The organism is Pseudomonas bharatica CSV86, from assembly GCF_000319305.2.
Taxonomy (GTDB): Bacteria; Pseudomonadota; Gammaproteobacteria; order Pseudomonadales; family Pseudomonadaceae; genus Aquipseudomonas; species Aquipseudomonas bharatica.
Genome location: NZ_AMWJ02000002.1, coordinates 206,377 through 224,063, shown reverse-complemented (window position 1 = coordinate 224,063; position 17,687 = coordinate 206,377). Strand labels below are relative to the sequence as shown.

At 58.5% G+C, this 17,687-nt stretch carries 21 protein-coding genes and 1 pseudogene; 14 read left to right on the top strand and 8 right to left on the bottom strand.

Annotation, left to right across the window (positions count from 1 at the left end; translation table 11 throughout):
* The first annotated feature begins 24 nt into the window (after positions 1-24).
* From CSV86_RS14535 to CSV86_RS14505, 7 genes are read left to right on the top strand one after another with little or no spacing between them, the layout of a single operon-like run.
* Positions 25-684, top strand: a complete 660-nt coding sequence (locus tag CSV86_RS14535; RefSeq protein ID WP_009403961.1) for a phage tail protein — start codon at positions 25-27, stop codon at positions 682-684.
* A 9-nt stretch (positions 685-693) separates the two neighbouring features.
* A complete protein-coding gene (locus tag CSV86_RS14530; RefSeq protein ID WP_009403963.1) occupies positions 694-1,077 on the top strand; it encodes a phage tail assembly chaperone in 384 nt (127 codons plus the stop codon).
* A 53-nt stretch (positions 1,078-1,130) separates the two neighbouring features.
* Positions 1,131-1,391, top strand: coding sequence for a DUF1799 domain-containing protein (locus CSV86_RS14525; RefSeq protein WP_009403968.1), 261 nt, complete (start codon positions 1,131-1,133; stop codon positions 1,389-1,391).
* A gap of 3 nt (positions 1,392-1,394) precedes the next feature.
* Complete coding sequence (locus CSV86_RS14520; protein WP_170394819.1) at positions 1,395-4,880, top strand: phage tail tape measure protein; 3,486 nt, start codon at positions 1,395-1,397, stop codon at positions 4,878-4,880.
* Complete coding sequence (locus CSV86_RS14515; RefSeq protein ID WP_009403696.1) at positions 4,880-5,218, top strand: phage tail protein; 339 nt, start codon at positions 4,880-4,882, stop codon at positions 5,216-5,218. The genes CSV86_RS14520 and CSV86_RS14515 overlap by 1 nt, the downstream gene beginning before the upstream one ends.
* Positions 5,219-5,227: 9 nt before the next feature.
* Complete coding sequence (locus CSV86_RS14510) at positions 5,228-5,977, top strand: phage minor tail protein L (RefSeq protein ID WP_009403695.1); 750 nt, start codon at positions 5,228-5,230, stop codon at positions 5,975-5,977.
* 2 nt (positions 5,978-5,979) lie between these two features.
* Positions 5,980-6,735, top strand: coding sequence for a C40 family peptidase (locus tag CSV86_RS14505; RefSeq protein ID WP_009403694.1), 756 nt, complete (start codon positions 5,980-5,982; stop codon positions 6,733-6,735).
* Between the two features lie 154 nt (positions 6,736-6,889).
* On the opposite strand, the gene CSV86_RS14500 is transcribed toward CSV86_RS14505, so the two are convergent.
* Positions 6,890-7,144, bottom strand: a complete 255-nt coding sequence (locus tag CSV86_RS14500; protein WP_009403692.1) for a hypothetical protein — start codon at positions 7,142-7,144, stop codon at positions 6,890-6,892.
* Between the two features lie 177 nt (positions 7,145-7,321).
* Between CSV86_RS14500 and CSV86_RS14495 the strand changes: the two genes are divergently transcribed.
* On the top strand, positions 7,322-7,696 hold the full coding sequence (locus CSV86_RS14495; protein WP_009403691.1) for a DUF2513 domain-containing protein: 375 nt from the start codon (positions 7,322-7,324) through the stop codon (positions 7,694-7,696).
* Positions 7,697-7,745: 49 nt separating this feature from the next.
* On the opposite strand, the gene CSV86_RS14490 is transcribed toward CSV86_RS14495, so the two are convergent.
* The 5 genes from CSV86_RS14490 to CSV86_RS14470 form a co-directional block, all read right to left on the bottom strand.
* Complete coding sequence (locus CSV86_RS14490; protein ID WP_009403689.1) at positions 7,746-8,039, bottom strand: hypothetical protein; 294 nt, start codon at positions 8,037-8,039, stop codon at positions 7,746-7,748.
* 63 nt (positions 8,040-8,102) lie between these two features.
* Complete coding sequence (locus tag CSV86_RS14485) at positions 8,103-8,549, bottom strand: hypothetical protein (protein WP_170394816.1); 447 nt, start codon at positions 8,547-8,549, stop codon at positions 8,103-8,105.
* A gap of 27 nt (positions 8,550-8,576) precedes the next feature.
* Positions 8,577-9,866: an ISL3-like element ISPpu12 family transposase gene (locus tag CSV86_RS14480; RefSeq protein ID WP_004574636.1), complete on the bottom strand. Its 1,290-nt coding sequence runs from the start codon at positions 9,864-9,866 to the stop codon at positions 8,577-8,579.
* Between the two features lie 21 nt (positions 9,867-9,887).
* A complete protein-coding gene (lspA, locus tag CSV86_RS14475) occupies positions 9,888-10,400 on the bottom strand; it encodes a signal peptidase II (protein WP_003821921.1) in 513 nt (170 codons plus the stop codon).
* Positions 10,401-10,403: 3 nt separating this feature from the next.
* Complete coding sequence (locus tag CSV86_RS14470; protein WP_004364974.1) at positions 10,404-11,300, bottom strand: cation efflux transmembrane domain-containing protein; 897 nt, start codon at positions 11,298-11,300, stop codon at positions 10,404-10,406.
* 95 nt (positions 11,301-11,395) lie between these two features.
* Between CSV86_RS14470 and cadR the strand changes: the two are divergent.
* A pseudogene (cadR, locus tag CSV86_RS14465) lies at positions 11,396-11,804 on the top strand (Cd(II)/Pb(II)-responsive transcriptional regulator).
* Between the two features lie 174 nt (positions 11,805-11,978).
* Here the strand turns inward: cadR and CSV86_RS14460 are convergent.
* Positions 11,979-12,515 (bottom strand): helix-turn-helix domain-containing protein, encoded by a 537-nt coding sequence (locus CSV86_RS14460; protein WP_009394038.1) that lies wholly within the window; start codon positions 12,513-12,515, stop codon positions 11,979-11,981.
* 141 nt (positions 12,516-12,656) lie between these two features.
* Between CSV86_RS14460 and CSV86_RS14455 the strand changes: the two genes are divergently transcribed.
* From CSV86_RS14455 to CSV86_RS14445, 3 genes are read left to right on the top strand one after another with little or no spacing between them, the layout of a single operon-like run.
* Positions 12,657-12,824, top strand: coding sequence for an Arc family DNA-binding protein (locus tag CSV86_RS14455; RefSeq protein ID WP_009394035.1), 168 nt, complete (start codon positions 12,657-12,659; stop codon positions 12,822-12,824).
* Positions 12,802-13,824, top strand: coding sequence for a BRO-N domain-containing protein (locus CSV86_RS14450; RefSeq protein WP_009394033.1), 1,023 nt, complete (start codon positions 12,802-12,804; stop codon positions 13,822-13,824). Before CSV86_RS14455 ends, CSV86_RS14450 begins: the two co-directional genes overlap by 23 nt.
* Positions 13,821-14,627, top strand: a complete 807-nt coding sequence (locus tag CSV86_RS14445) for a KilA-N domain-containing protein (protein WP_009394031.1) — start codon at positions 13,821-13,823, stop codon at positions 14,625-14,627. Before CSV86_RS14450 ends, CSV86_RS14445 begins: the two co-directional genes overlap by 4 nt.
* A 307-nt stretch (positions 14,628-14,934) precedes the next feature.
* Here CSV86_RS14445 and CSV86_RS14440 read toward each other — a convergent pair whose 3' ends face one another.
* Positions 14,935-15,249: an ArsR/SmtB family transcription factor gene (locus CSV86_RS14440; protein ID WP_000349485.1), complete on the bottom strand. Its 315-nt coding sequence runs from the start codon at positions 15,247-15,249 to the stop codon at positions 14,935-14,937.
* A 141-nt stretch (positions 15,250-15,390) separates the two neighbouring features.
* Here CSV86_RS14440 and CSV86_RS14435 point away from each other — a divergent pair, with 141 nt between their 5' ends.
* Both CSV86_RS14435 and CSV86_RS14430 read left to right on the top strand, forming a co-directional pair.
* Positions 15,391-16,395, top strand: coding sequence for a permease (locus CSV86_RS14435; RefSeq protein WP_040363373.1), 1,005 nt, complete (start codon positions 15,391-15,393; stop codon positions 16,393-16,395).
* Between the two features lie 12 nt (positions 16,396-16,407).
* Complete coding sequence (locus CSV86_RS14430) at positions 16,408-17,685, top strand: ISL3 family transposase (RefSeq protein ID WP_000610830.1); 1,278 nt, start codon at positions 16,408-16,410, stop codon at positions 17,683-17,685.
* Positions 17,686-17,687: the final 2 nt, after the last annotated feature.

The window sequence follows — 17,687 nt, the reverse complement described above, 5'->3', positions numbered from 1 at the left end:
CGGGCAACAACGAGGAAACATTCCATGGCCGCAAAATTCCCGCTGCCGAACGGCGCTGCGCTGGAAATCGCCAGCGTTTTCGGCGCTGCCGTCGCCTTCACCGCCCTGACCAATGCTGCGCCACCGATGGCCACTGCCGCCGACCACGACATTGCCAACGGCGACGTCCTGCTGGTCAGTTCCGGCTGGGCACTCATCGCCGATCGCGCTGTCAGCGCCACCAGCGTCGCAGCCGACACGTTTGCCCTGAAGGGCCTCAATACCACCAACGTGGACAAGTACACGCCGGGCGCTGGCGTAGGCTCGGTCCTCCCCGTGACTGCCTGGGCGCAGATCTCCAAGGTGACCGCGTTCACTTCGGCCGGCGGTGAGCAGCAGTACCTGACCGTGGGCTATCTGGAGGATGACGACGACCGCCAGTTCCCGACCAACCGCAACCCGATCACCCTGTCGATCACCGTCGAGGACCAGCCAAGCGCGGCCTACGTCGCCCTGGTAGAGACCTACGGTGACAGCAAGGAACTCGTGGTGGTGCGCCTCAAGCTGCCAGGCGGCGACCAGATCCTCTACCCGGGCTACGTGAGCATCACCACCACCCCAACCATGGACCGGAACAGCCTCATGACGCGCACCATCAGCATCGCGCTGTCGGGCCGCCCTGTTCGCATCCTGGCCGGCGCGTAAGGAGCACTCATGGCGAAGATCAAGATCGCGCAGAACCCCAAGTTCGCCGCTGTGGTGCAGGTTCCGCGCATTGGCGCCGAGCCGGCTCCAGTAGAGTTCCAGTTCCGCTACATGGACCGCGTTGCCCTTTCCTCGATGTTCGATCGCTGGAACAAGGCGCGGGACGCCTGGGCAGTGAAGGTCCAGAAGGACGGTGCGAGCTGGGAGGAGGTCACCACTGGCGAAATCGCCCTGCAGGCCGAGCAGTTAGGCGAGATCGTCATTGGCTGGGACCTGGAAGACGAGTTCAGTGCTGAGGCCATCGTTGACCTGGTGCGCACCTGCACCGGCGCTCCGAAGGCGGTCATCGATGCCTACCAGGCCGCCTACAGCCCGGCCCGCTTGGGAAACTGAGAGCGGCGGCCAGGGCCTGCTACGAGCGCGGTCCCTCCGCCGAGCAACTGGCGGTGCTTGGGCTTACCCCGGGCGACATCGAGGAGGAAGTGGTGGAGGTCTGGCCAGACGCATGGTCAGCCTTCCGCTTGTTCGATGCCTTGGGCACACAGTGGCGGGTGGCTTCTGGAGGGCCCTCTGGCCTGGACTACACCGCCATACCCGCAACGGCCTCGATGCTCGGCATCAAGCGCCGCGACCTCACCGACATTTTTCCCGATCTCCGCGTCATGGAGGTCGAGGCCTTGGCCGTCATGGCCGAATCGATGGAGTAGATCATGACCACCATTGCCTCCCTCGGTCTACAGATCGATTCCGGTGATGCCGTCGAGGCCAAGGACAACCTCGACCAGCTGACTGATGCCGGCAAGCGCAGCGAGGAATCGGCCGCACGAACCGGGCGTGCCTGGGAGACTGCCCTGGGCAGCCTGCAGAGTGACACCCGGCAGATTGTGCAGGAGCTGCAGGCGCTCAACGCCAAGCAGACCGAGTTGGCACAGCAGATGGCCACCGTGGGACGCGCCGTCACCAACGCTTCCACTGCGTTCAGCAGCGCTGCAGCGAACATGGGGGCATTTCGGGCCGAGGCCGCGCAGGCTGGCAAGGTGCAGGAGGCGCTTACCAGCGCTACGGATGCCGGTGCCCAGGCTGGTCGGCGAGCTGCCGAATCCTCCGACGAGCAGCAAGCCAGGATCCTGGCAGTGGCCAAGGCCTCGCTTGAGGCCAGCCAGTACGTGCAGTCGCTCAACCGGGCGACCGAGCATAGCGCCGAGGTCACCGCCCAGGCGAACGCCGTTCTATCGGACAGCGCCAGCCGCCAGGCATCCATCAACAGCCGTGCTCAAGCCCTCATCGCCACGGAAGAGCGCCAGGCGGAGGCGGCGAAGAAGGCCGCCGGCGCTCACCGGGAAGAAGGCCAGGCGCTCGAGGAGCTACTGGGCAAGATCGACCCGACCATCGCGGCCATGAGCCGGCTGGACCAGATGGAGCAGAAACTGAAGGGCTTCCGCACCAGTGGCGCGCTCGATGCGGAGACTTTCGGCGAGTACCAGGCGAAGATCGACCAGGCGCGTGCGGCCTTGGGCGGTGCCGATACCGCGCTGAACAAGACCGGCATGTCGGCCAAGGCCACGGCTGCAGCATTACGCGGCGTGCCGGCGCAGTTCACCGACATCGTGGTGTCCCTGCAGGGCGGTCAGGCGCCGCTCACCGTGCTGTTGCAGCAGGGCGGGCAGCTCAAGGACATGTTCGGGGGCGTGGGCCCGGCCGTGAAGGCCCTGGGCGGCTACATCATGAGCCTGGTGAACCCGTTCACTGTCGCCGCAGCTGCCGTTGGCGTGCTGGGCTATGCCTACTACAAGGGCAGTGAAGAGGCAGTAGGCTTCCAGAAGGCCTTGATCACCACCGGCAACGTGGCAGGCACTACTGCTGACCGGTTGTCTGGGATGGCTGCTCAGGTATCGGCCACGGTGGGGACCACCGGCGCCGCTGCTGAGGTGCTGACTCAGCTGGCGGGTAGCGGAAAGGTTGCCGCCGGAAGCTTCGTCGAGATCACCGAGGCTGCGCTTGAATGGCGCGATGCTACAGGCCGCGCCGTAGAGGAAACCGTCGCCGAGTTCGTCAAGATCGGCAAGGATCCGGTCGCAGCGGCCAAGGACCTGAATGAGCAGTACGGCTTCCTGACTGCCTCGACTTACTCGCAGATCGTTGCGTTGAAAGAGCAGGGTGACACCATCGGCGCCGCCAAGTTACTCACCGACACCTATGCGGACACCATCAAGGAACGTTCGGGGCAAATCACAGAGAACCTCGGGCTGATCGAGAAGGCCTGGAAGGGCATCAAATCGGCAGCAGCCGGAGCCCTTGATGCAACCTATGGCGTCGGCAGAGAGATCACTCTGGCCCAACAGATCGAAGCACTTGAGCGCAAGCTGGCGGATCCGCAATCCTACAGCGCCATTCCGGTAATTGGTGAGGACAATCCGAACCTGATGGAGCGCGGCAGGACTCGTGAAGAGGACGAAGAGCGCCTGCGCAATCTGAGGCTTTACCAGAAAGAGCAGGACGGAACCGCAAAGTCTGTCGGCGACGCCAAGAAGCGAGAGGCTGATGCCATCCTTGCGACTGACGCCATTCATAGGCAGTACCTCGACGGACTGGACAAGGAGACCAAGAAGAAGCACGAGCTGGAGCAGCTCGATCAGCGCCGCGAAAAAGCGCTGGCAGGAGCGAATGTCAACTCGGACCAGATCAACCGCGAATACGAAATAGCCCGCAAGTCAATCGAAGAGAAATACAAGCCTTCCAGTGGTCGATCTTCTGCTGTCGACCTCTCCGGCTTCCACGACCAGAAGAACGGACTGGCCGTTATCCTGGCCGAATACAAGAACCACCAGAAAGAACTGGATGCAGCGCAGAAGGCCGGGCTGATCTCGCAGGAGTCCTACGCCGCCCAGCGCGCCGCGATCATCGAGCAGCAGAAGACCGAGGTCACCAACGCCTATGAGGCCGAGATAAAGGCCTTGGAGGAAGCCAGGGGGCGTAGCAGCACCAGCGCGCAACAGCGCATACAGCTGGACCAGAAGATCGCCGATGCACGGGCCAGCATGGTCAAGGCTCAGAAGGACGCCGACACAGAACTGGCGGTGCTGGCGACCAATGAACAGGGCCGGCTGGCCAGGCAAACCGCTGCAACCCAAGCCTATGTGGATCAGCTGGAGCGGCAGCGTGTCGCGCTGTCTGCATCGGGCACGAGGGCGGCGAACAGTCTCGGTCTTGGTGATCGCCAGCAGGGCTTGCAGCGCGATCTCGATGGCGTAACCGACCGGTTCAACGATGAGCGTGCAAAGCTTCTTGATCGCAGGCGTACCGCTCCAGACAAGTACAGCCAGAACGACTACGAGCGCGACCTAGCCATCCTAAGCAAAGCCGAAGACGGGTACCGAGATACAGTCGTGGACAACTACGACAAAATCTCGGAAGCACAGGGAGACTGGCGCAAGGGGGCATCCTCTGCCTTCCAGAACTACTTGGAGCAGGCACGAGATGTCGCCGGGCAGACGAAGTCGCTATTCACCGGCGCCTTTACCAGCATGGAAGATGCGGTCGTGAACTTCGCTATGACCGGCAAGTTCTCGTTCTCGGACTTCACCAAGTCGATCCTTGCGGACATGGCGCGGATTGCCACTCGGCAGGCGGCCTCCGGTTTGCTATCCAGCATCGCCGGCACCGCGCTGGGCGCCTGGTTTGGAGGTGGGGCGGGCGCTGCCTCGTCCGGAGCTTCGGGGGCGGCCAGCGCAGCGGGCTCGAGCGGTTTTGACTACGGCCTGGGCAGTGCGTCATCGGGCATGACCTACACCCCGACGTTTTCGGATGGCGGCTTCACCGGTGAGGGTGGCAAGTACGACCCTGCCGGTATCGTCCATGCGGGTGAGTTCGTGCTTCGTCGTGAGGTTGTGAGCCAGCCTGGCATGCTCGGCTATCTCGAAATGCTCAACACCCGAGGCTATGCCGACGGCGGCTTGGTCACACCGCTTGTAGTTCCTCGGCAGGTATCCGGTCAGGCTGCGAGTGGAGCATCCATCCAGGTCAGCGCGGCTGTCAGCGTCAGCACTCAGGATCAGAGCGGGCAGGGCATGGAGCTCGACCAGGCACTGCTTCAGCAGAACATGCATAAGCAGATTCAGGCTGCTGCTGAAAAGGCAGTGGCCGATTCCTGGCGCCCCGGAGGCCTGAGTTACCGCAACGTAAATAGGAGAGGCTGATGGCAATCGAAACGTTTCGTTGGGCCACCCAGCGGGGCGAGACGCCTGACATCTTGTACCGTGTGAGGGAGTCCCGTTTCGGCGACGGCTACCGCCAGGTGGTCGGTGATGGCCCCAACAACAAGGAAGACAGCTATCCGGTGACCATCACCGGCGGAAAGGCCAGGACCAAGGATGTCATGGACTTCTTCGACCGTCACGCCGGCGCAAAGGCGTTCCTCTGGACCACGCCACTGGGTGAGCTAGGCCTATTCACCTGCAAAGACCCGAAGCCAACCCCGTTGGGCGGCGACCAGTTCAAGGTCGCTGCCACCTTCGAGCGGGCTTTTCACCCGTAAGGAACATCCATGTCACTGACACACGATACCCAGTTGCTCGAGCCGGGAAGCGAAGTGCTGTTGTTCGAACTCGACGGCTCGGATTGGGGAGCCGACATCCTCCGGTTCCACGGGCACGCGATTCCGCACACGCCGGAAGAACTGGAGGCTGCTGGCGCAGATGCTGACCAGCTCCCTGCCAAGTCGATCTGGTGGCAGGGCCAAGAATATGGCGCCTGGCCGATGCAGATCGAGGGGATCAGTGCCAACTCGGACGGTACCGCGGTGCGTCCGAATCTCTCGGTAGGCAACGTTAACGGTCGTATTACCGCCTTGTGCCTCGCCTTCGATGACCTTCTGGAGTTCAAGCTGACCATTCGGCACACGCTGAAGCGGTACCTAGACGCAGAAAACTTCCCTCAAGGTAATCCTGAGGCCGATCCGACCGAGGAGAGCATCGAGGTCTGGTTTCTTGATCAGAAGGTCTCCGAGAACGGGGGCGTGGTGGCCTGGGAGTTGGCCAGCCCCGGCGACGTCGGTGGTGAGACCATTGGCCGGCAGATGACTCAGCTTTGCCACTGGGCCATGACCAACGGATACCGCGGCCCTGACTGTGGTTACACCGGGCCCTACTACGACATGGACGGCAACCCGACCGATGACCCCGCGAAGGACCAGTGCAACGGCTGTCTCGACAGCGGCTGTATCGTCCGCCATGGCACCGGTAACCCCATACCCTTCGGCGGCTTTCCTGCCGTGTCCCTGATTGCCAGGAGCTGATCATGCGGAAGCACATCCTTGCCGCCGTGCAGCAGCACGCCGCGGCAGAGTACCCGCGCGAGTGCTGTGGGCTGCTGCTGGCGGTCGGGCGCAAGCAGGTCTACTTCCCGTGCACCAACACGGCTACCGAGCCGACCGAGGAGTTCCGGATTGCCCCGGAGCAGTACGCCGAGGCGGAAGACCGGGGCCAGGTGATCGGCATCGTTCACTCGCACCCGGACGCGACCAGTCGGCCGTCGCCGCGCGACCTGGCCATGTGCGAGGCCACCGGTCTGCCTTGGCACATCCTGTCGTGGCCGGAGGGCGACCTGCGCACTATTACGCCGACTGGCGAGACAGCGCTGCTGGGGCGGCCATTCGTGCACGGCGCATGGGATTGCTGGCAGATCTGCGCAGACTGGTATGCGCGGGAATGGGGGCTGGAGTTCCCGGCCTACGCGCGGGAAGAGGGGTGGTGGGAGAGAGCGGAAGGCCCGAGCCTCTATGAGCAGGCTTACGAGACTGCCGGCTTCCATCAGGTCAACCAGCCGCAGCGCGGCGACCTGGTCGTCATGGCCGTGGGGCGCACCGCGCACCCGAACCATGCCGGTATCTACCTCGGTGCAGATCCGGCTCTGCCCGGCGAGCGGACCGAGGTGTTCGGTCTAGGACCTTTCCTGTTGCACCACCTGTACGGCAGGCCATCAGAAATCATCGTGTTCGGCGGGCCGTGGCTCGACCGGACGCGCCTTTTGTTGCGTCATCGAGACGCGAAATGAAACGGCCAGGCCGCAGGGGGAGCTATGAGTACCAAAGGAAATAGTGAGAGCACACCTCATTCAATCGCTTATATTCGTTCTGCGAGTTGGAAGGCTGGCGCAAGCGGCTGGGAGCTAGCGCCAGATGGATCGATCACTATTAATGGTAACCCGATCAAGCAAGCCCGTTCTGTTTGAGCCATTCAACGGCTTGAGTTTGGTCGTTCGCCAGGAAGCGGAGAGGGCGCTCATACGCCTCCTTCGCCACTGCACCCTGTATGCTTGACGGTGCCTCGCGAATGAACTTCTCCGCCAGCGCTTTCAGGGCGTCGTTGTTGAAATTTGGAGAAGCTTTCAGCGCCAGTGCGATGGCATTCAATGCCATGAAAAGGCCAAGCTCCGCTGGCGTTGTTGTCACTTCAATGCTCACGTAGACCTCCTAGGTCATGATGCCCCAGTCCATGGGCTTTCCGGCAACGGACCGGGGCGATTCGTTGGGAGGCACAACGCTACTACGGCAGGGTGCTGGGCGGTTACTGGGGATGCGTCCAGGGTGGATGGGTGGACAGTGTGACTGCTAAAGTCTGGTTTTCAAGGGCGCCCTGATATGAAACTAGATAAAGATCTTGTCCGAGATATTCTTCTGGCTGTTGAGGCTCACGACGAACCTGATAGCTGGTTGCCGCTTGAGATACCGGGTAAATCAGATACCGAGACGTCATATCACGTAATGCTGCTGGCTGAAGCCGGCTTGTTGAAAGCGGATGATGTAGGAAGCATGAGCACCTTCGAGTGGAATGCTACGCGCCTTACTTACAAAGGCCATGAGTTCCTTGACACGGTTCGCGACCCAGAAATCTGGCGCAGGACCAAAAGCGGAGCCGAGAAGGCCGGCGTGGCCGGCCTTGGAATGCTCGTGGAGCTTGGTAAAGCTTATGGCAAGCAGATGCTCAAAGAGCGCTTGGGCATCGAGCTGCCTTGATGAGCAAACGAGCCCAGCCCCGCGCTGGGCTTTTTGCGTCTGAAGGTGGTCAAAACGGCACCATCCTGAGCGCCATCTCGCACAGACCAAGTAGGTCATCCCCTCGAGCCGCAGGCTCGGCATCGATCAGGCTGGCAATCAACTCCAATCGAATACAGTCGCCATCATCAAGAGGAGGTCGCTTTGAAAGGAGCAAATCGCAAATGCGGTAGGTGTTAACTCCGGATGCTCCTAGCGCCTCATGAACAGCCATGCGCGCTTCGAATAGGTCGTCAGGGTAGCGACGCCCATAGGCTGCAGCCTCGCGCAATAGGTAGGCTCGTTCCAGAGCGGTTTTTGGCATCCATTCTTCCTTGATCAGAAGCTCAGCATTGAGCCGTCTCGGAGCTACCTGTGAAGCAACAGGTTAGGTCCAGGCGTCATGCTCTTCGCACCAGTCATGGAGGAGGATGATTTGCTCCAACTCATATGAGGCGCGGAAAAGATCGCCGGCTTCACCTTTGCCCGAAAAGTTGCCTAGGGAATTCATGACAGCACAGTTCAGCAGGAACTCGTGAGCCATGTCGTTCCGGTGCTTCAAAACCCTTTCCAAGCATGCGACGAAGTCTTGGCGGATACCCTGCTTGGCTAGCTCGTTTTTTGTCATTCCCAGCGTCCAACGCTCCATGTCACTAATCGGAACATTGAATTTTCGGTGAACGAGGCCCTTCAGGCCAAATTCAAGCATCTGTGCCTTACCCATGTACATAGCGTACTGCTCTAGGAAGCTGAGCCCTTTCTGCTCATCCAGTTTTGCTACGACCTTTTCTTGAATGTCTTTCTGGGTATACGGATTTAATGGTTGATGGGGCACCTTCACCCCATCAATCTGATACCACCCTCAGATGGTTGATAGATCGACTCCGTAGTTGAGTTCCTCTGCGAAGTCCGGCAGTCCGTAACCGATGGTTTTCTTGTAGAAAGGAGAGACCTTCGCAGTCGGTGCCTTCTTCTTGTGCTTCGTGGTGTAGAGCATTCGTGCCCGCATCACCTCGAAGGAGTAACCGCGCCCTTCACGGTTCTTGTCCTTGGCCAGTCGGTTGATGGACTCCGTGTAAGCGTTGGTGACGGGCATGTCCGTCTCGAAGTAGGTCATGGTCTCTTCGCGCCAGTTTCCCACTGCCCTGACCAGATCGCTCCAGACTTCCTTTTGGCCCTTCGGGATGGTGGCTATCCACTCGTCCAGGGCGGCTTCTGCCTGGAGCCGTGTGGTGGCGTCCCAGATGCCGTAGAAGCGCTCCTTGTGCTCGTAGGCGGCCAGCAGTTGCGGGAACGCGCCTGTCCAGGTCTCCATGATGAGGCGCTCCCGGTCTGAGACTTCGTGAGCGCGTTTCAGCAGGATTTTCCGGTCTCCCTTGAGAGTCCGGCTCTGGGACGGTTTCAGCTCCTTTCTGAGGCCCTTGCGCACTCTCTCTAGGGCATCGTTGGCCATGCGCACCACATGGAACTTATCGACCACGATACGGGCCTGGGGCAGCACAGCCTTGACCGCTGCCCGGTAGGGGTTCCACATGTCCATGCTGACGATCTCGACCTTCTGCCGGTCTTTCAGCTTCATCAGGTAGTTGGTCACCACGTCCTGGCGGCGGGTGGCCAGCAGGTCGAGCAGGGTTCGCTCCTCAATGTTGGTCAGAATGCAGCGGTAGCGCTTGTTCAGGTATAGCTCGTCAATGCCCAGGATGCGGGGCGTCTCGAAGCGGTGCCAGCGCCCCAGGAACTCGGCGCGGGCGTTGAAGATGTCGCGCACCGTCTTCTCGTCCAGGCCGGTCTGTGCCGCCACAAAGGTGTAGGGGTGGTTGAAGGATTCCTTCTCCACGTACTCATGCAGCCGCAGTGTCATACGGAATCCGTCCACCATCTCCGGTAGCTGGGGCCTGAATGTTGTCTTGCAGGCCCGGCAGGTGTATCGGCGGCGGACCACCCAGAGAGTGACCCGCTTGCCGTGGATGGGCAGATCACGATAGGGAACGTCACGCTTGCCGAACCGTACGAACTCACCCTGCACGCCGCATTCCTCGCAGGCGATGGGATCGGGCACGTCCACCTGGAAGTGCATTTCGTCGTCGGTTGATTTGCAGCCCAGTACTTGGTATTGCGGCAGGTGAAGGATGTTGTCGGGAAGTTCGGTCATGGTGTTGTATAGGCGTAGGTGTCAGTCAGATCCATCCGACTCGGCATTGGTGTTTGCTTTTTTACCCAACAAGCTGCTGGAAACGAAAAGTAAGGCACCGAGGACAATTGCAATATCAGCCAGGTTGAAGGCCGGCCAATGCCAGTCTCGCCAATAGAAATCAAAGGAATCCACAACATAGCCGCGAAAGACCCGGTCAATCAGGTTGCCCATGGCGCCACCGAGGATAAGACTGTAAGCGATGGCTTCTCCTTTATGACGATTTTCAAGGATCAGCTTGATCAGAAAAATCGAGACCACTACCGCGATTCCGATAAAAAAGTAGCGCTGCCAGCCTCCACCATTCGCAAAAAGACTGAATGCGGCACCGGTGTTCCATAGGTGCACCCAGTTAAAGAACGGGGTCACCGAAACATACTCGCCATAGGCCATTGATTGCTGCACCAGCCACTTTACAGCCTGATCAGACGCTGCCAGCAGGCCCGATATGGACAATAGGGCATACGGCGAGAGCTTTTTGCCAATAATGAGCATTATTTAACCCTTCAACGCCAAAATGCGTCTGGCACCGTTAAGTACAATGCCCCCCGCGATGGTGCCGATAATCAGATCCGGATAATTGGAACCGGTCCACGCGACCAGGGCGCCGGCGGTGATGACCCCCAGGTTGATCACCACGTCGTTGGCCGAGAATATCCAGCTTGCCTTCATGTGCGCCCCGCCTTCCCGATGTTTGGATATGAGCAGCAGACAACTGGTATTGGCAATCAATGCGACGAATGCGATAGCCATCATCACCAGCGATTCAGGCTCACTACCGAATACAAAGCGTCTCACCACCTCTACGAGCACGCCCACAGCCAAGATCAGTTGCAGTACACCAGCAAGATGCGCGGCACGTACCTGCATTTTCACGCTATGTCCAACCGCATAAAGGGCAAGCCCGTACACCGCCGCATCGGCAAAATTGTCCAGGGATTCTCCAATCAGGCCGGTGGACCGGGCGATCAGACCGGCAGTCATTTCCACCACGAACAGAAGTGCATTGATGCCGAGCAACCAGCGCAGGGTCCCGGATTCTTGCTTAGCAGAAGCTGCCGAAAACTCGGCGGCCTTGATGGTCTCCGGATTTGCAGCGACGGTTTCCTGAAGCGAGGCGCCTAGCCCCAAGGTCTTCAGTTTCGAGGTGACGGGCTCGACCTCGCCGTCATGCACGACCTTCAGCCGGCGGTTCGACAAGTCGAAGGACAGCGCCCGAATCTCCTCAAAGCCGTTCAGGGCTAGGCGAATCATTCGTTCTTCTGATGGACAGTCCATCTTCGGCACGGCATAAACACTGACCCATCTCCCTGGCGCCTCGGAGGAGGCCTGTATATCGGTATCCGCTGCGGACGTTGCATCACCGCCACAGGCGCCACCACAGGATTTGCTCATGATACGACTCCACTTGAACAATGTTGTGGTACCATTTAAAACTATAAAGCTACTATAAGGTCAATAGAGTAAAGAATCCGTTGGGGAGGAGGCTGATGCGCATTGGTCAGTTGGCGCAGTTGGTAGGGGTCGAAACACAGACGATCCGCTTCTATGAACAGCAGGGCTTGTTGCCGCCGCCTGATCGGCAGGACAACGGTTACCGTGTCTATACCGAGAAGCATGGTGAGGGGCTGGCCTTCATCCGTCGCTGCAGAATCCTGGGCCTGTCACTGGCTGAGATTCACGAACTACAGAGCTATGAGGACGACCCTCATCAGCCTTGTACCGCCGTCAACGCCTTGCTCGATGATCACATCTCTCATGTGCGGTCGCAGATAACCGCTCTGCAAGCGCTTGAGAAACAACTCGTTTCACTGAGAGCGAGTTGCAACGATGACCGGGAAGTTGAGGCGTGTGGGGTTCTTGCTGGGAATTAGCGAAGGAAACATGCACCAGCAGTAGGTGAAGCATCAACCAGATAATCCGATGAGATGCCGGTCTGTCTCACTCTCATGCAAAGGTAAGATCAACCATTTAATCCGCTTACCCGTCTTTCTTTGACAGCGGTTGTGGATCGCTCATGATCGTCCTTGGAAATGAATGAGATTTTGGAGCGCCGCCGAGCCGCGCTTGGGGTTACTTATTTTTCGTTGAGCGGCCGTCGAAAATTTTTCGCTCCTCAAGCTCGGCGAGGATCATGCTCTCATCGTCCGAGCCATCTTTGATTTGCTTGAGGCGCTTTTCCCTTCGACTGTCAGCCTCATCTGGATCCATCCGGCTTTGCATCTGCTCAATCTCCTCCTTGGAAAAAAGGGTAGGGGGGCGGATGCCAAGAATCTCGTCGTGTGACCAAGCGATCAGTCGAGCGAGAAAGAAATGCTTGTATTCATCAATGGACAACTGCGCTTCAGCAGCAGCTTGCTCCAGCCGCTCATATAGTCCGGCAGGCACCTCAACAGCGATTTTGGTTCCCTCCGCGAAGGCGGCTAACTCGCCAGGGCAGTCTAGAGCCTCCTCGAGTGCCCACAGCGCCTTTTTTCTCGGTTTGGACTTTCCAGACTCGTATTTCGATATCTGGGACCAAGAAAGACCTGCCATCGCTGCAAGATCCCTCTGAGTGAGGCCTTTCTGCGTACGAAGTCGGATGAGTTTGTCAGCGAAGAGATCGGTCATTTGTGGCTCAAAAGGTGCGTTGCATCCGCACAGCGTACGTGCCTAGAAACGTACAAAGCAACAAATGACACACGTGTGTTTGACAAATGAAGCAAAGGAAGCAAGAATATTCTGTAGAAATGAAGCAAAGGAAGCACGGTAATGGGAAGCGAGAAAATCACTACGGCGGTACGGATGCTTTGCACTCTGCGGAAAAAGCTGGAGCAGCGTGCGGAGGAGAACGGCCGGAGCCTGAGCGGCGAAATCGTTTTTCGTCTGAGGAAGTCCTTGGAGCAGGAGATGCAGGATGGGCAAAAACAGCGGGCATGAAAAAGCCCCAGTGCTGGCAGGCGCTGAGGCTTTGGGTAACGAGATCAACTTCGGAGAAGAAATCGTCATGGCGAATGATAGCACAAACGTAATCCCGTTCAATTTCGGCAAGCAGCAGGTGCGTACGCTGCTGATCGGCGGCGAGCCTTGGTTTGTCGCGAGTGATGTGTGCGATGCACTTGAGCTGGCAGGCCGCTCTCGCAACTTCACCCGCATGCTGGATGAGGATGAAAAGGGGGCTCACATTGTGAGCACCCCTGGCGGAGACCAGGAAATGCAGGTGGTCAATGAATCTGGTCTCTACGCGCTGATCTTTAAAAGCCGCAAGGAAGAAGCTAGACGCTTCAAGAAGTGGATCACCTCGGAAGTGCTCCCATCCATCCGCAGGACAGGCCGCTATGAAGACCAGCAGGCCAAGATGCCGACACTCATTGATGAGCTGATCGGGATGAGCGAGCTGAGCGTGATCAAGGGCCTTATCAGGGACAAGGGTAAGGCGATAGCGGCAGACAAGCGTCAAAGCTTCGCCCTGACCATGCACAACCGTCTGCACACCCGCTTCAACGTGCCGCGCACCGAGTTGATTCCGGCCGGCCAATTCGAAGCCGCCTGCAACTTCATCGCGGCCTACAACGTAATTGAGGGCGAGTTCATCGCCAAGGAGCCGCCGCAGCTTCAGCTCCCGCTGAACATTCATTACTCGATTGAGGCCTTAGCTGCGCTGCGTGATGGCATGCTGACCATCCGTAACGACAAGCAGGCATGGCTCGACGTAACGCTCGACGACATCCGCGATACGCGGGATGTCAACACGCCTTTGGAAAGCCTGCTCTGGGATCTCGAAAAGGCCGGCTTCGACATTCGCGGCGCCTGGTGGGAGCTTCGCACCTACCGCAACAAGTTGCGGGAAATCACCTCGTTTGTGAAAGGCCTAGGCCGGGTGATGGAAGAGCCTCAGCGGTATGCCGTGGATGCGCCGAAAGGGATGGCTGCGGCATGAGTGCGCTGATGATCGCAGGTATCGAAATTCACCAAGACCACGATGGCCGGTTCAGCCTCAATGACTTTCATAGGGCGGCAGGGGGCGAACCCCGGCACAAGCCAAGCGAATGGATGCGGGTTGGCCAGGCCCAGGAGCTAGCGGACGAAATCGCCAAAGCGGGAATTCCCGCTTTGAGGGTTGTACGTGGTGGCAGCTCGCCGGGAACCTATGCATGCAAGGAACTGGTCTACGCCTACGCCATGTGGGTAAGCCCGACATTCAGCCTGCACGTAATTCGCACCTTCGACTCGGCGGCTGCAAACGACGCAGTTATCCCGCAGGAACGGCGTTTGCCCGTGGCGGCTGACAACTTCGATGCTGCCAAGCGAATCGCCGAAAGCCTTGGTCTGGAAGGGAATCAAGCGATCTTGAGCGCCAACAGCATGGTTCGCTCGGCTATCGGCATCGACTTGATGGAAATGGCCGGTGTGCAGCGCCTGGTTAACGAAGCGCAAGAGCTGAATTATACGCCGACCGAGCTTGGCTCGAAGTTCGGCATGAGCGCGGTCAGCATGAACAAGCTGCTCGCACGGTGCGGGCTCCAGCATCACGTCACCTATAAACCTGGCAAGAAACGCTGGGAGGTGACACCCGAAGGTAAGGAGTTCGCCGTAATCGCCGACACCGCCAAGAAGCACAGCGACGGCAAGCCGATTCAGCAGATTCTCTGGAAGGAATCGGTGGCCAAGCCGTTGAAGCGCTTGGCCGAAAAGCTGCAGGCTGAAATGCCAGAAGTGGTCGCGCACGGTCTGACTCGGTAGCAGCAATCCAAAAGCCAAGCCCCGCCATCGCGGGGTTTTGGCGCTTCCTGCTGATGGTGGTAGATTGCCTCCTCATTCAAGGAGGGCGGCAATGAAGAATGTAGCGCTAGCCACCGCTGCGGCAGTTTTCTGGGTATCCGGAATTTCTGGTTGATAAAATGCCAAAGATGTAAAGAAGAAAATCTTTCTCAGCGGATTATCTGATTGATCCTCTTCAGCCTACTCTACTGCCAATTTTCTGTTTCCACCTTCGCCTGAGTCTTCATAGCGATGCTGACTAGGGAGGACAGCGAGAGCTGGGCAAGCGTCAAAGCGGTTCTGGTTCATGCGCAATCCGGACACCTGCACAACATTCCTCTTGTAAGAAACCGATCAAATTCTCTAGGTGCCCATACTCGGGTATACAGACAATCGTGCGGCTATGTTTCTCCTGCCGGATCAGCCCTACCTTGGCCATGCGCGCAAGGTGATGTGATAGCGTCGAAGCAGGAATACCCAGCCCCTTCTGGATATCTCCGACCGAAGCCCCATCATGGCCAGCTTTGACCAGAAAGCGGAACACGGACAGTCGGTGACTATTCCCTAGCTCAGCTAAGCTGGCTGCAACCTTTTCGTGATCCATAGCACGCCCCAATAATTCGATGTTTCTAGAATTATAGTTGACAGGTCGGATAAACGCAAGTAGGCTGCGTACATCATTTCGACAATACTAGAAATATAGGAGTAATATTGAATGTCATCTCAACTCCAAGACGCTCTAGGCATGTTCGCCTTTCTCGCTATCGAGCTATCGGTTTTATTCATTGGCATTAGCTTGCTGGTCGGAGTTCTTCAACGTCACATCCCACCATCCAAGGTGGAAGCGTTACTGACTTCCAGTGGGAAGCGAGGCTATTTTCTTGCTGCTGGTTTAGGAGCTATAACGCCCTTCTGTAGTTGCTCGACTATCCCCATGTTGAAAGGGTTGATTCGGGCACGGGCCGGTTTTGGGCCGATGATGGTGTTTCTTTTCTCATCTCCGTTGCTGAATCCTATCGTCGTCGGCCTGCTGGTTGCCACGTTTGGATGGACACTTACTGCTATCTATGTGCTCGCCGCTTTGGTGGTCGCGGTAGGTGCCGGATGGCTGCTTCACACGCTTGGCTTCGAGCGTTATGTGCGCCGGACGGCGACACAAGAGAGCAGTGGATGTAGTTCATCAGCAAGCCCGTGCAGTGCTACATCGACCGCATCGAGTTGCGGCACCAACAGCTGCGACACCACTCCGAAGACGGCTTCTTGCGGGGCTGATAGGAAGACAACAGTCTCTACGTCTAGCGAATGCTGTGACAGTCAACCCACTGTCACGGTTAAGAAAGAAGGGAAGTACAGTGGTGTGTGGCGGGAAGCTTGGTCGGACTTTATCGATGTGTTGCCTTACCTGCTCATCGGTATTGCGATTGGCAGCGTGATCTATGGTTTCATGCCCACTGACTTATTGGAGCAGTATGCAGGCCCAGATAATCCCTTTGCCATTCCAGTTGCCGCTGTCATCGGCGTGCCGTTGTATATTCGCGCTGAAGCCGTCATACCTCTGGCAGCGGCTCTGATGGCCAAAGGCGTGGGTGCCGGGACGGTGCTAGCGTTGATCATCGGCAGTGCCGGAGCCAGCCTGACTGAGCTCATTCTGTTGCGCTCTTTGTTCACGCTGAAGCTTTTAGCGGCGTTTTTAGCAGTCATTTTTGCTATGGCGATGATTGCCGGTTACGCCACCTACCTGTTTTTCTGATCAAGGCGGGAGATGATTAATTCGTTAAGCCTTCCTGGGTACCAGTTGGTGGATTCTGATGAGCAGAATGAAGACATACATTTTCGGCTTGAAGCACCTACACCAGTAGCCTGCGAGGGGTGCGGCGTGCAGGGTGAGTTCGTGCGGTTCGGCAAGCGTGACGTTCCCTATCGTGATCTGCCCATCCACGGCAAGCGGGTCACTCTCTGGGTGGTCCGCCGCCGATACACCTGCCGGGCCTGCAAGACAACATTCAGGCCCCAGCTACCGGAGATGGTGGACGGATTCCGTATGACACTGCGGCTGCATGAGTACGTGGAGAAGGAATCCTTCAACCACCCCTACACCTTTGTGGCGGCACAGACCGGCCTGGACGAGAAGACGGTGCGCGACATCTTCAACGCCCGCGCCGAGTTCCTGGGGCGCTGGCACCGCTTCGAGACGCCCCGCATCCTGGGCATTGACGAGCTATACCTGAACAAGCGCTACCGCTGCATTCTGACCAACATTGAGGAGCGAACCCTGCTCGACCTGCTGGCCACCCGCCGCCAGGACGTGGTGACCAACTACCTGATGAAGCTGAAAGACCGGCAGAAGGTCGAGATCGTCAGCATGGACATGTGGAACCCCTACCGGGCAGCGGTCAAGGCTGTGCTGCCCCAGGCCCGTATCGTGGTCGATAAGTTCCATGTGGTGCGCATGGCCAACGATGCCCTAGAGAGAGTGCGCAAGGGCCTCAGAAAGGAGCTGAAACCGTCCCAGAGCCGGACTCTCAAGGGAGACCGGAAAATCCTGCTGAAACGCGCTCACGAAGTCTCAGACCGGGAGCGCCTCATCATGGAGACCTGGACAGGCGCGTTCCCGCAACTGCTGGCCGCCTACGAGCACAAGGAGCGCTTCTACGGCATCTGGGACGCCACCACACGGCTCCAGGCAGAAGCCGCCCTGGACGAGTGGATAGCCACCATCCCGAAGGGCCAAAAGGAAGTCTGGAGCGATCTGGTCAGGGCAGTGGGAAACTGGCGCGAAGAGACCATGACCTACTTCGAGACGGACATGCCCGTCACCAACGCTTACACGGAGTCCATCAACCGACTGGCCAAGGACAAGAACCGTGAAGGGCGCGGTTACTCCTTCGAGGTGATGCGGGCACGAATGCTCTACACCACGAAGCACAAGAAGAAGGCACCGACTGCGAAGGTCTCTCCTTTCTACAAGAAAACCATCGGTTACGGACTGCCGGACTTCGCAGAGGAACTCAACTACGGAGTCGATCTATCAACCATCTGATA

Coding starts and splice junctions, on each gene's coding strand:
- CSV86_RS14535 (WP_009403961.1), top strand. CDS start 25: ATGGCCGCAAAATTCCCGCTGCCGAACGGCGCTGCGCTGGAAATCGCC.
- CSV86_RS14530 (WP_009403963.1), top strand. CDS start 694: ATGGCGAAGATCAAGATCGCGCAGAACCCCAAGTTCGCCGCTGTGGTG.
- CSV86_RS14520 (WP_170394819.1), top strand. CDS start 1,395: ATGACCACCATTGCCTCCCTCGGTCTACAGATCGATTCCGGTGATGCC.
- CSV86_RS14515 (WP_009403696.1), top strand. CDS start 4,880: ATGGCAATCGAAACGTTTCGTTGGGCCACCCAGCGGGGCGAGACGCCT.
- CSV86_RS14510 (WP_009403695.1), top strand. CDS start 5,228: ATGTCACTGACACACGATACCCAGTTGCTCGAGCCGGGAAGCGAAGTG.
- CSV86_RS14505 (WP_009403694.1), top strand. CDS start 5,980: ATGCGGAAGCACATCCTTGCCGCCGTGCAGCAGCACGCCGCGGCAGAG.
- CSV86_RS14495 (WP_009403691.1), top strand. CDS start 7,322: ATGAAACTAGATAAAGATCTTGTCCGAGATATTCTTCTGGCTGTTGAG.
- CSV86_RS14490 (WP_009403689.1), bottom strand. CDS start 8,039: ATGCCAAAAACCGCTCTGGAACGAGCCTACCTATTGCGCGAGGCTGCA.
- CSV86_RS14480 (WP_004574636.1), bottom strand. CDS start 9,866: ATGACCGAACTTCCCGACAACATCCTTCACCTGCCGCAATACCAAGTA.
- lspA (WP_003821921.1), bottom strand. CDS start 10,400: ATGCTCATTATTGGCAAAAAGCTCTCGCCGTATGCCCTATTGTCCATA.
- CSV86_RS14470 (WP_004364974.1), bottom strand. CDS start 11,300: ATGAGCAAATCCTGTGGTGGCGCCTGTGGCGGTGATGCAACGTCCGCA.
- CSV86_RS14460 (WP_009394038.1), bottom strand. CDS start 12,515: ATGACCGATCTCTTCGCTGACAAACTCATCCGACTTCGTACGCAGAAA.
- CSV86_RS14455 (WP_009394035.1), top strand. CDS start 12,657: ATGGGAAGCGAGAAAATCACTACGGCGGTACGGATGCTTTGCACTCTG.
- CSV86_RS14450 (WP_009394033.1), top strand. CDS start 12,802: ATGGGCAAAAACAGCGGGCATGAAAAAGCCCCAGTGCTGGCAGGCGCT.
- CSV86_RS14445 (WP_009394031.1), top strand. CDS start 13,821: ATGAGTGCGCTGATGATCGCAGGTATCGAAATTCACCAAGACCACGAT.
- CSV86_RS14440 (WP_000349485.1), bottom strand. CDS start 15,249: ATGGATCACGAAAAGGTTGCAGCCAGCTTAGCTGAGCTAGGGAATAGT.
- CSV86_RS14435 (WP_040363373.1), top strand. CDS start 15,391: ATGTTCGCCTTTCTCGCTATCGAGCTATCGGTTTTATTCATTGGCATT.
- CSV86_RS14430 (WP_000610830.1), top strand. CDS start 16,408: ATGATTAATTCGTTAAGCCTTCCTGGGTACCAGTTGGTGGATTCTGAT.